Source organism: Streptomyces sp. NPDC048506 (assembly GCF_040651315.1).
Taxonomy (GTDB): domain Bacteria; phylum Actinomycetota; class Actinomycetes; order Streptomycetales; family Streptomycetaceae; genus Streptomyces.
In genome coordinates this window covers 1-11,643 of the sequence record NZ_JBEZIX010000007.1, presented here as the reverse complement: position 1 = coordinate 11,643, position 11,643 = coordinate 1, and the positions used below count along the sequence as shown (strand labels likewise).

The 11,643-nt window shown below is 70.3% G+C and carries 12 protein-coding genes and 1 rRNA gene; 4 read left to right on the top strand and 9 right to left on the bottom strand.

The features are described 5' to 3' along the window. Positions 1 to 2: 2 nt before the first annotated feature. From AB0C96_RS06965 to AB0C96_RS06950, 4 genes are all read left to right on the top strand, one after another. Positions 3 to 281, top strand: a complete 279-nt coding sequence (locus AB0C96_RS06965) for a glutaredoxin family protein (RefSeq protein WP_362914492.1) — start codon at positions 3 to 5, stop codon at positions 279 to 281. 331 nt (positions 282 to 612) lie between these two features. Then, positions 613 to 1,563: an HAD-IB family hydrolase gene (locus AB0C96_RS06960; protein ID WP_362914826.1), complete on the top strand. Its 951-nt coding sequence runs from the start codon at positions 613 to 615 to the stop codon at positions 1,561 to 1,563. 462 nt (positions 1,564 to 2,025) lie between these two features. Then, positions 2,026 to 2,808: an ECF subfamily RNA polymerase sigma factor, BldN family gene (locus AB0C96_RS06955; RefSeq protein WP_362914490.1), complete on the top strand. Its 783-nt coding sequence runs from the start codon at positions 2,026 to 2,028 to the stop codon at positions 2,806 to 2,808. A gap of 289 nt (positions 2,809 to 3,097) precedes the next feature. Continuing rightward, entirely contained in the window at positions 3,098 to 4,297 is a 1,200-nt protein-coding gene (locus tag AB0C96_RS06950) for a DUF5667 domain-containing protein (protein ID WP_362914488.1), read from the top strand. A 36-nt stretch (positions 4,298 to 4,333) separates the two neighbouring features. Here AB0C96_RS06950 and AB0C96_RS06945 read toward each other — a convergent pair whose 3' ends face one another. The 9 genes from AB0C96_RS06945 to rrf form a co-directional block, all read right to left on the bottom strand. Continuing rightward, complete coding sequence (locus tag AB0C96_RS06945; RefSeq protein WP_362914486.1) at positions 4,334 to 5,326, bottom strand: lysophospholipid acyltransferase family protein; 993 nt, start codon at positions 5,324 to 5,326, stop codon at positions 4,334 to 4,336. A gap of 14 nt (positions 5,327 to 5,340) precedes the next feature. Continuing rightward, positions 5,341 to 6,390: an NAD-dependent epimerase/dehydratase family protein gene (locus AB0C96_RS06940; RefSeq protein WP_362914484.1), complete on the bottom strand. Its 1,050-nt coding sequence runs from the start codon at positions 6,388 to 6,390 to the stop codon at positions 5,341 to 5,343. A gap of 267 nt (positions 6,391 to 6,657) precedes the next feature. Continuing rightward, on the bottom strand, positions 6,658 to 6,756 hold the full coding sequence (locus AB0C96_RS06935; protein ID WP_003948845.1) for an AURKAIP1/COX24 domain-containing protein: 99 nt from the start codon (positions 6,754 to 6,756) through the stop codon (positions 6,658 to 6,660). A gap of 120 nt (positions 6,757 to 6,876) precedes the next feature. Next, entirely contained in the window at positions 6,877 to 7,086 is a 210-nt protein-coding gene (locus AB0C96_RS06930) for a helix-turn-helix domain-containing protein (RefSeq protein WP_362914482.1), read from the bottom strand. A gap of 128 nt (positions 7,087 to 7,214) precedes the next feature. Beyond that, positions 7,215 to 8,030 (bottom strand): phosphatase, encoded by an 816-nt coding sequence (locus tag AB0C96_RS06925; protein WP_362914480.1) that lies wholly within the window; start codon positions 8,028 to 8,030, stop codon positions 7,215 to 7,217. A 119-nt stretch (positions 8,031 to 8,149) separates the two neighbouring features. Continuing rightward, positions 8,150 to 9,325, bottom strand: coding sequence for an acetoin utilization protein AcuC (locus tag AB0C96_RS06920; RefSeq protein ID WP_362914478.1), 1,176 nt, complete (start codon positions 9,323 to 9,325; stop codon positions 8,150 to 8,152). After that, the gene (locus tag AB0C96_RS06915) at positions 9,294 to 10,520 is read right to left on the bottom strand and encodes an MFS transporter (RefSeq protein ID WP_362914476.1); all 1,227 of its coding nucleotides are present in this window, start codon (positions 10,518 to 10,520) and stop codon (positions 9,294 to 9,296) included. Before AB0C96_RS06915 ends, AB0C96_RS06920 begins: the two co-directional genes overlap by 32 nt. Positions 10,521 to 10,646: 126 nt before the next feature. Next, on the bottom strand, positions 10,647 to 11,297 hold the full coding sequence (locus tag AB0C96_RS06910; protein WP_362914474.1) for an HAD family hydrolase: 651 nt from the start codon (positions 11,295 to 11,297) through the stop codon (positions 10,647 to 10,649). Between the two features lie 81 nt (positions 11,298 to 11,378). Further along, positions 11,379 to 11,495, bottom strand: a 5S ribosomal RNA gene (gene rrf / locus AB0C96_RS06905). Positions 11,496 to 11,643 lie beyond the last annotated feature (148 nt).

Sequence of the window (11,643 nt, the reverse complement as noted above, 5' to 3'; positions counted from 1 at the left end):
CCATGGCCCCCTTGTTCAGCCGTAGCCCCCGCAAGAGCCCCGCCGACCGGATGGTCACCCTGATCGGCAAGCCGGGCTGCCACCTGTGCGACGACGCTCAGGCCGTGATCGAGAAGGTGTGCGCTGAGACCGGCGCGTCCTGGGAGAAGAAGGACATCACCGAGGACGCCGAGCTGCACCGCAAGTACTGGGAACAGATTCCGGTCGTCCTGATCGACGGCGCCCAGCACGACTTCTGGCGCGTCGACCCCAAGCGGCTCCGCACGGCCCTGGGCGCCTGACCCCCGGCCGCCGCCCCGCACATCCCCACACCCCGGCCCCCGCCCGGGAATACCCGGCCCCGGCCCCCCGACCCCGGGAACACCCGCCACCGCCAGCCCCGACCCTTCCCGGCCTCGGCCCGGGAATACCCACCACCCCCACCCCGCTGTGGCCCGCAGGGGGCGTCGGCAACCCCTACGGGATGCGTTCGCCCGCCCCCTAAGGAGCCGAAGGGGTGGCCGTAATGCAACCGTCCGCGGCTCCAGGCCTGCCTGACACGCGCCCGTAACCGGAAGCACCGAACAAACTGGCTACGCTAGCGCCATGTCGCCCGCTCGCCGATCCGGCTGGATGCCCTCCGGGGCGCTCTTCGACCTGGGCTGGATCCCCCGCCGCCGACGCCCCGCCACCGCCCGCAGCGTGCTGGCCGGCGAGGCCGCGGCCGAGGCCGCCCGCAAGTCCTCGCAGGAGGCCGCGGAGGCCCGGCCGGCCGAGCAGCCCCCGGCCGAGCCCGAGTTCCCGGTCGTCGGGGACACCACCGCCGCCGCCTTCTTCGACCTCGACAACACGGTCATGCAGGGCGCGGCCCTCTTCCACTTCGGCCGCGGCCTGTACAAGCGCCACTTCTTCCACAAGCGCGACCTGGCCCGCTTCGCCTGGCAGCAGATCTACTTCCGACTCGCCGGCTCGGAGAACCCCGAGCACATGGCGGACGTCCGCAACAGCGCGCTCTCCATCGTCCAGGGCCACCGCGTCGCCGAGCTGATGTCCATCGGCGAGGAGATCTACGACGAGTACATGGCCGAGCGGGTCTGGCCCGGCACCCGCGCACTCGCCCAAGCCCACCTCGACGCCGGCCAGAAGGTCTGGCTGGTGACCGCGGCGCCCGTGGAGACCGCGACGATCATCGCCCGCCGGCTCGGTCTGACCGGCGCGCTGGGCACGGTCGCCGAATCCGTCGGCGGCATCTACACGGGCAAGCTGGTGGGCGAACCGCTGCACGGCCCGGCCAAGGCCGAGGCGGTCCGCGCCCTGGCCGCCGCCGAGGGCCTGGACCTGTCGCACTGCGCCGCCTACAGCGACTCGGCGAACGACATCCCGATGCTCTCGCTCGTCGGACACCCGTACGCGATCAACCCCGACAGCCGACTGCGCAAGCACGCCCAGGAACAGGGCTGGCGGCTGCGCGACTACCGCACCGGCCGCAAGGCGGCCAAGATCGGCATCCCCGCGGCGGCCGGGGTGGGCGCCCTCGCCGGTGGCGCCGCGGCCGCGGTCGCCCTCCAGCGGCGCCGGCGCTGAGCCGCAGCCACCCGCCGCTCACACGGTCGGCGCTGACGGCGCTGACGGTGCGGTCACCGACGGCACCGTCAGCGACCGCTCGTCGCAGACCGCTCGTCACCGACGCCTCGCCGTCGACGCCTCGCCGCTGACCAGGAGCGATCACCCGCGCGGCGCGGCGGGCCATCCACGCTCCCTACCCCCTTCGCTGCCCCGTCAGTCCCATTGTTGACGGTTAGCCACAACACGCCCTCCAACCAGGCAGATTGCGCTCCCTTCCGATCAATAGTTGCCCAGTATTCGATACTTGATCTGCCACCAACCCGGCACGGACCGTAAGTAATCGATGATTTGAGCAACTGGGTGTAGCGCTGCCTGTACGAAGCGTTATTCTCCTCAGACGCAATCCGGAACCCACACGTCCCTACGACGAGTGAACGGTCCCGCACTGCACGTGATGGAAGCTCTGCCTCTGGGAGTCCCGTGTACCCACACGTCGGGGTTGACGCCTCGGGCCTGGCTACGCTGCGTACGACACTCGTCGACCACCTGCGCAGTTTCGTCCCCACCGCGTACGCCGTCCCCACATTCGCCTCAACCGTCCCCGCCGCCGGCCCCTGCTACGCCCTCGCCGACGGGAGCGCCGCGGTCGGCAAGGCCGCCGGCAGAACCCGCCGCTCCGGTGGCACTGCCACCGCCCGGCGCCCCGCCGACAGCGACAGCCGGCGCATGATGGACCTCGTCGAGCGCGCTCAGGCCGGCGAGGCCGAGGCCTTCGGCCGCCTCTACGACCAGTACGCCGACACGGTCTACCGCTACATCTACTACCGCGTGGGCGGCCGTGCCACGGCCGAGGACCTCACCAGCGAGACCTTCCTGCGCGCCCTGCGCCGCATCGGCACCTTCACCTGGCAGGGCCGCGACTTCGGGGCCTGGCTGGTGACCATCGCCCGCAACCTCGTCGCCGACCACTTCAAGTCCTCGCGCTTCCGCCTGGAAGTCACCACCGGAGAGATGCTCGACGCCAACGAGGTCGAGCGCAGCCCCGAGGACTCGGTCCTCGAATCCCTCTCCAACGCCGCCCTGCTGGAAGCGGTACGCAAGCTCAACCCCCAGCAGCAGGAATGCGTCACGCTGCGCTTCCTGCAGGGCCTCTCGGTCGCCGAGACCGCCCGCGTCATGGGCAAGAACGAAGGCGCGATCAAGACCCTCCAGTACCGCGCCGTCCGCACCCTGGCGCGCCTCCTCCCCGAAGACGCCCGCTGACCCGCCCCACCCCCCGTACGCGCCGTACGCGCCTCCTCCGACCGTCCGCACGCCGCCGTTCACTCACGCTTGGTGACCGGCCGTGCCCGGTCGGTCAGATCATCGTGAGTGCGTAACCCGAGTGCCGCGCCGCTCGTTGTGCGGAATGCAGGCTCCATGCGGTCACGCCATGCCCGCTGTCTCTCACTCGATCGAGTGGCCGCGGACACTGGCGTGCACCATCCGGCCCATCTGGATAGTCAAAGCCAGTCCGGGGAGCTGAGCGGGATGACGAGAGGAGGTGCCGCCCGTGATCACGAACGTCTCGGTGCACCGGCGGGCCAACGCCTTCGCCCAGGCCCTGGAGGAGCAGGTGCTCAAGGGCGCGGCGGCCGAGGACCAGGTCGACAATCCGGCGCAAGAGCCGGGCGAAGCACGGTTGTTGGCGGTCGCCGACGGCCTCGGGAAGCTCCCGAGGCCGGAGATGGCAGCCGAGGTGAAGACTGTCCAGCGCGCCCAGCTGCTCGCCGCGATGGAGTCCGCCTTCGCCGAAGGCGCTCCGTCCGACGGCGCCAGGGTGTCCGAGCGTGACCGCAAGGGCGCACACCGCGCGGCGAAATCCGTCGGCCGGCTGCGGCCGCGCTCCCGCCTCTCCAAGGGGCTGGCCGCGGGTGGGCTGACGGTCGGTGTGGCCGCCGGCGCCTTCAGCGGTGTCGCCGCGGCCAGTTCCGACGCCCTGCCCGGCGACTCCCTCTACGGCCTCAAGCGGGGCATGGAGGACCTCAAGCTCGGCCTGGCCGACGACGACGCCGACCGCGGTCAGCTCCTCCTCGACCAGGCCTCCACGCGCATGCTGGAAGCCCGTCGGCTGATGGAGCGGGCCCGGGCCGCGAACCTCGACCACGAGTCGCTCGGAGAGGTCCGCAGGGCCCTTGCCGGCGTCACCCAGGATGCGGGCGAGGGCCACCGCCTGCTGCACGCGGCGTACCGACGGGACGGCTCGCTCGGCCCCATCCAGGCGCTGAACTCCTTCACCAAGTCCCACCGCCGCACCTGGTCGCAGCTGCGCGACCGGCTCCCGGTGCAGCTCATGGACGTCAGTCACCAGGTCAGTTCGGTCTTCGACGCCATAGACGAAGAGGTCGGTCCGCTCCGTCCGTTGCTGCCCTCGGCGCCGGGCGACAGAAGTCAGCACCACGACACGCCGGCCTCCGCGGGCACCGAATCCGGCTCCGCCGGCCACCGGGCACCGGCTGGCGGCAGCTCCGGCTCCGGTACCCACACGGGCGGCACGCACGTCCCCCGCCCGTCGGCCTCACCGTCCCAGGAGAGCGGTCTGCTCGGCGGCAACACGGGCGGTCTGCTCGACCCGCCGTCCAAGAGCGGCAGCGCGTCCCCGCCCGCGGGCAGCCACGGCCGGGACACCGGCCAGCCCGACATCACCCTCCCGCCGCTGCTCCCGGGCCTGCTCCCGGACTTGAGCATCGACGGGAAGGACCTCCCGAAGTAGCGCGGCGGGCACGCCCGTGGCGGCGCTCGGTGTTCGTCAGAAGAACACCGAGCGCCGCTGCACGAGCAGCTTGTAGAGAGTGTGCTGAATCGTCTCCCGGACCTGGTCGGTCAGGTTGAACATCAGCATCGGGTCGTCCGCCGCCTCCGTCGGGTAGTTGTCCGTCGGGATCGGCTCACCGAACTGGATCGTCCACTTCGTCGGCAGCGGCACCGCGCCCAGCGGCCCCAGCCACGGGAACGTCGGGGTGATCGGGAAGTACGGCAACCCGAGGACCCGCGCCAGCGTCTTGGCGTTCCCGATCATCGGGTAGATCTCCTCCGCACCCACGATCGAGCACGGCACGATGGGCACCCCGGCCTTCAAGGCGGTCGACACGAAGCCGCCCCGCCCGAAGCGCTGGAGCTTGTACCGGTCGGCGAAGGGCTTGCCGATGCCCTTGAAGCCCTCCGGCATCACCCCGACGATCTCCCCGCGCTCCAGCAGCCGCTGGGCGTCCTCCGCGCAGGCGAGGGTGTGCCCGGCCTTGCGCGCCAGCTCGTTTATCACCGGCAGGACGAACACCAAGTCGGCCGCGAGCAGCCGTAGATGACGCTGCGCCGGGTGGTTGTCGTGCACCGCGACCTGGAGCATCAGTCCGTCCAGCGGCAGCGTCCCGGAGTGGTTGGCGACGATCAGCGCCCCGCCGGCAGCGGGGATGTTCTCGATGCCCTTGACCTCGACCCGGAAGTACTTCTCGTAGAAGGGCCGCAGCAGCGACATCAGGACCTGGTCGGTCAGCTCCTCGTCGTAGCCGAAGTCGTCGACCTCGTAGTCGCCGGTGATCCGCCGCCGCAGGAAGGCCAACCCGCCGGCGATCCGCTCCTCCAGGGACCGCGGGCTCGGCGCCGGAGGTGCCGCCGGCGGTTGCTCGGACCGTGCCTCCGGTACGGGCGCCAGTGCCGTACCGCGCCCCGCGCGCCCGGCCCGCCTGGCCTTTCTGCGCGCCCGAGGCTCCTCGCCGAAGGGAATGACCTTGGCGTCCGCCATCGTGGGTGAACTCCTCACTGGGTCAGGCCGCCGCGTGCGGGCAGCACGCCGGCGAGCCGGTCGACGGTGCGGGCGAGGGACTCGGGCGGCAGCAGCCCGGGTCCGCGGCTGCGGGCGAATTCCGCGAAGGTCTCCGCCGTCGTGTACTTCGGGTGGAACCCCAGTGTCTCGCGCATCTGCGTCGTCTCGACGACCCTGCCGTGCGTGAGCAGTCGGATCTGTTCCGGGGAGAAGTCCGTGATGCCGACGGACCGCAGCGCGGTACCGGCCCAGGTCACCGTCGGCAGGAAGAGCGGCAGGGTGGGCCGGCCCAGCCGCCGGGACGTCTGCGACAGCAGCAGGACGCCGTCGCCGGCGATGTTGAAGGTGCCGCTGTTGAGCGTGCCGCGGCGCGGCGCGTCGGCGGCGATCCGCAGCACCTCGATGGCGTCGTCCTCGTGGACGAACTGGAGCCGCGGGTCGTAGCCGAGGACGGTGGGCAGCACGGGCAGCGAGAAGTACTCGGCGAGCGGGGAATCCGCGCTCGGCCCGAGGATGTTGGCGAACCGCAGGACGCACACCGCCACGTCGGGCCGGCGCCGGGCGAAGCCGCGCACGTACCCCTCGACCTCGACGACGTCCTTGGCGAAGCCCCCGCTGGGCAGCGACTTCGGCGTGGTGGTCTCGGTGAAGACGGCGGGGTCGCGGGGCGCGGAGCCGTAGACGCTGGTGCTGGACTTGATGACCAGGCGCTGCACGTTCGGGGCCTTCTGGCAGGCGCCCAGCAGCTGCATCGTCCCGATGACGTTGGTTTCCTTCACCGAGGCGCGGCCGCCGCGCTTCCCCAACGGCGTGCCGTTGATGTCCATGTGGATGACGGTGTCGACGCCCGTCTCGGCCAGGACCCTGGCGATCGCCGGATGCCGGATGTCGGCCTGGAGGAATTCCGCGCCGCCCAGATGGTGCTCCGGTGCCACGGCGTCCACCCCGATCACCCGGTCGACGTCGGGATCGCGCTGGATGCGGCGCACGAACCGCCCGCCCAGCTGCCGTGCGACTCCCGTGACGAGCACGACCTTGCCCAAGATCAGCCCTACCTTCCCGCCGCGACTTCCCCTAGGCGCTGTCGTCACACTCCCGCCTGCCCCGCCCTCCCGGCGGACGACGGAGCTTGACGACGGCGTCTAGCCGAGCTGTGCAGGCCACGCTATCGGGTCGGTGTTGCGTGGTGATGACCACAGGATGCCCGGGGCCACATTTCCGTCCGACCACCGTCCATACGGCCCACAACGCGCCGCAGCCCCCGATCGCTCCAGGGCGATGGGGGGCTGCGAAATCGCGATCAGCGTCGCTTACTTCTTGTTACGACGCTGAACACGGGTGCGCTTGAGCAGCTTGCGGTGCTTCTTCTTGGCCATCCGCTTGCGCCGCTTCTTGATAACAGAGCCCACGACTACCCTCGCTCACTTCGAATCACTCGGTGCGGGGCGTCCGAGCCCACACTACCTACATCGGGCCAGCCTACCCGGCGCCGGGCGAACGGCGTAATCCGAGGGTCGGCAAAACACCCGTCAGGCCGTTTCCACCCCCACAAAGGACTCCCGGAGATACTCATGCACCGCCTGCTCCGGGACCCGGAAGGACCTCCCCACGCGAATAGCGGGCAGATGACCGCTGTGCACCAAGCGGTACACGGTCATCTTGGACACTCGCATCACAGCGGCAACCTCCGCCACTGTCAGGAACACGACCTCGTTCAGAGGCCTCTGGTCTGCAGCCATGCCACACCTGCACCTTCCGCATAAGACGGACACCGGCTTCCCCTCCGGTGACTCTTTGTCGCTATGCGCTCACTCCCCAGATTAGGGGCGGGTGATGCGAGTGGGGAAGAGGAGCAGCGAACAGCCGCCTATCGGGACAGATGCGCACGTTCAAGTACATAGCGGGCGAGCAGTCGGTAGGACACCGCCCGTACGGAGTCATCGAGCGGCACCACTTCGGACACCCTGCCCTCGGCCTCGCCGACGAACAGCGCCGGGTCGTCCGTATCGGCCAGTCCGATCGCCTCAATGCCCAGCTGACCTGCTCCGCAGACCCAGCCGTGGTCCCCGATCACCAGCCCCGGCAGCGGCCCTTGAGCGTCCGCCGCGGCCCTCAGAGCGGTCCGTACCGGGAGCGGCGAATGGGTGTGTACGCCCCCCGTCCCCGGCGCGCCCCGCACGCCGGTTTCTCGCATCATCGCGACTCCCCGTACGTAGCCGAGAATTCGGGTGCGTACGCCGAACTGGGTCGCTATGTCGACATGGACGCCATACGCCGGGGTGAGGACGGGACAGCCCGCCGACGAGAGGGCGTCTGCGAGCGCGGCGTAGAAGTCCACCAGCCGGTGCGGATGACCGGTACCGAGCAGCACCGGCGTCCGGAGGGCGGCCGCCGCCGCGATACGGTCGGCAAACCGGTCGAGCGCCGCGATCGTACGATCCGGATCGATCACATCCGGGCCAGAAGCGTGTGCGGGATCGTCCGAAACCCCGCACTTCTGCCCCATGAGGCGCAGTACGTCACCGAACGGCCAGTCCCGTTCGGGGTCCAGTCCCAGCAGCACCCGCGGATCGCGCGCCGCGAACAGCCGGTAGCGCCCCAGACTCTTCTCCCGCGTGGTCGCGATCGTCCCCGCCAGCCGCTCCCCGATCAGGTGCGCGCGCAGCTCCCCGGTGTCCAACACGCGGCCCATGCTGTCCCGTTGGGCGCCCGGGGACCGTCACAACCGACAGGTAGTCACACATCCGTGGGGCGCGTTCCGTTCGGCAGTGCCCCGGGCCCACACCCCCTCAGTGGACGCCGCTACGGCAGCAGACCGTGCGCCGGGAACACCGCGCGGCGGGTGGCCAGCACCGCCTGGTCCAGCCGGTCGGCCGGGTCGTAGCCGTCGTTGACGAAGTCCCGCCACTGCGGCGTACGCCCGTCCGTCATCCGCTGCGGCGCCAACTGCCGCGTCCGGCGGAACACTTCGTGCCGCCAGGACTCCGGCACGCTCGTACCCGGGTCGATCGGCTGCCCCGCCGCGATCGCCGTCAGATGCGTCCAGCTGCGCGGCACCACGTCCACCACCGCATAGCCGCCGCCACCCAGCGCCACCCAGCGCCCGTCCGCCACGGTGTGCGCCAGTGCGTGGCAGGACTCGGCCACCGCACGCTGGGCGTCCAGGCTCACCGCGAGGTGCGCCAGCGGGTCCTCGAAGTGGGTGTCCGCACCGTGCTGACTGACGATCACCTGCGGCCGGAAGGCCTCCAGCAGCTCCGGCACCACCGCGTGGAAGGCCCGCAGCCAGCCCCCGTCCGCGGTCCCGGCCGGCAGCGCCACGTTCACCGCGGTGCCCACTGCGCCCTCTCCGCCGGTCTCCTCCGGCCAGCCGGTCTGCGGGAAGAGCGTCCGTGGGTGCTCGTGCAGCGAGATCGTCAGCACCCGCGGGTCGTCCCAGAACGCCGCCTGCACGCCGTCGCCGTGGTGCACGTCCACGTCCACGTACGCCACCCGCTCGGCTCCCAGCTCCAGCAGCCGGGCGATGGCCAGCGCGGCGTCGTTGTAGATGCAGAAGCCGGACGCGCCGCCGGGCATCGCGTGGTGCAGCCCGCCCGCGAAGTTCACCGCATGTGCCGCCTCGCCGCGCCAGACCGCCTCCGCCGCGCCGACCGACTGCCCGGCGATCAGCGCGGACGCCTGGTGCATCCCCACGAACGCCGGATCGTCCGCCGTCCCCAGCCCGTACGACAGCTCCGCGGCCGCCGGGTCGGCGGAGGCCCGCCGGACCGCCTCGATGTAGTCCTCGCGGTGCACCAGCCGCAGCGTGGAGTCCCCGGCCGGCTTGGCCGCGACCACTTCCAGCGGCCCGCGATCGAGCTCGAACGCCTCCACCAAACGCATGGTCAGCGCGAGCCGGACCGGGTCCATCGGATGACCGGACCCGAAGTCGTAGCCCGTTACTGCCTCATCCCACATCAGCTGTGCGCGGCCGCTCATGCCCGTCACCGTATCGGGCCTCAGGTGCCCCGAACGAGCGGGCATACACGAGCGTCACCAGCACCAGGATCATCGGTACGAGCATCGCCCCCCGGTAGCTCCAGGCATCACCCAGGGCACCCACCAATGGAGAACCGATCAAAAAGCCCACATAGTTGAAGATGTTCAGCCGCGCGATGGCCATGTCCGACGCTTCCGGACCGTGCTTCTCGTACGCGCTGCGGCCCGCCGCCGCGAACGTCTGCGGCACGATCACACACAGCCCGAGCCCCAGCAGCGTGAACCCCGCCATCCCGGCCCAGGCCCCCGGCGCGGCCGCCACCACCGCAAAGCCCCCCGCCGCGACCACGGTGCCGCAGCGCACCACCGCCACCACCCCGTAGCGCCGCACGCCCAGATCACCGACCGCCCGCCCGACCAGCGTGGTGACCATATAGACGTTGTACGGAACGGTGGCCAGCTGCTCCGAGCTCCCCAGGACGCGCTGAAGGTAGGTGGCGCTCCAGTTGGAGACGGTCGAGTCCCCGATGTACGCGAACGCCATCACCAGGCAGAACGGCAGCAGCAACCGCATCGCCACGGGCGTCACCGCCCCCCTGGCGGTATCCGGGGCCGTCGGCTGACCGTCCACGAACCACCGGCCCGCCACCAGCGCCATCGGCACCAGCACCGCCACCACCGGTCCGTACAACAGCCCCAGCGACAGCTCCCAGTGCGCCCCAGCCCAGGCCAGCGAGGCCCCCACGATGCCGCCCAGGCTGTACGCGGCGTGGAAGCCGAGCATGATGCTCCGCCCGTACGCCCGCTGAAGGCTCACCCCGAGCATGTTCATCGAGGCGTCCAGCGCCCCCACCGACAGCCCGAACACCGCCAGGGCCAGCGCCACCTGCGCCATAGAGCCGACCGCCCCGACGGCCCACAGCGCCAGGCACACCACCGGCTGTACGCACCGGAGCACCCGGCTCGGCCGCACCCGCTTCACCAGCTGCTCAGTGCCGACACTGCCGACCCCCGCGAGCACCGGCACCGCCGCCAGGAAGGCCGGCAGCAGCCCGTCCGAAATCCCGTACCGGTCCTGGATCGCGGGTATGCGGGTCACGAGGAGGGCAAAGACCGCGCCCTGGACGAAGAAGCTGAGGGCGAGCGAGATCCGGCCGTGCCGCAACCGCGCCGCCGGTGCCAGAGGGGCCGTCATGGCCGCTCAGCCTAGAACTCAGGCTTACTGCTGGGTAGATGGATCACTCCATCAATTCCGACGGATGCCCGACGGGTGATCTCCCGTCTCTTCCGCCCCCTGCATCACCCTCGGCACGGGCCCGACCTACTGCAACAGCCCCACCAGCTCCTCCATCCGGGTGAACAGCGCGGTGGCACCGGCCGCCGCCAGCTTCTCCCCTGGCGTCATCGCCGTGAATCCGTAGGCGTCCATCCCCGCGGCAACCGCCGCCTGCACCCCCAGCGGACTGTCCTCGACCACCGCACAGCGCTCCGGCGGCACCCCCATCTCCCGTGCCGCGTGCAGGAAGAGGTCCGGCGCCGGCTTCCCGCGCCCCACGTCCTGCGAGCTGAAGACGCGTCCTGTGGTGAACCACCGCTCCAGGCCCGTCTTTCGGTGTCCGACCCGAATCCGCTCATGGCTCCCGGAGGACCCGACGCAGTACGACACACCGTCCGCGGCCAGCTTCTCCAGCACCTCCCGCACCCCGGGCACCGGTTGCAGCTCACGCTCGAACGCCGCGAACACCCGGGCGTGGAAGACGTCGTCGAAGTCCTCCGGCAGGCGCCGCCCCGTACGCTCCAGCACGAGTTCATGGACGCGGTGCATCGCCGATCCCATGTAGTCCCGTATGGAGTCCTCGTACGACGTGGGATGCCCGAGCTCGGTGAGGTAGCCGGCCAGAATCGTGTTGGAAATCCGCTCGCTGTCGACGAGCACCCCGTCATTGTCGAAGATGACCACGTCGTATCGCATGCCATGACCCTACGGGCGATTCCGGACCCGCAACGCAGAAAAGCCCCGCACCATAAGGTGCGGGGCTTTCCCACAATGATTGTTCGGCGGCGTCCTACTCTCCCACAGGGTCCCCCCTGCAGTACCATCGGCGCTGAAAGGCTTAGCTTCCGGGTTCGGAATGTAACCGGGCGTTTCCCTAACGCTATGACCACCGAAACACTATGAAGTTAACCAACCCGGCATAAACACAGGTCGTTACTTCAGAACCTACACAGTGGACGCGAGCAACTGAGGACAAGCCCTCGGCCTATTAGTACCAGTCAACTCCACACCTTACAGTGCTTCCATATCTGGCCTATCAACC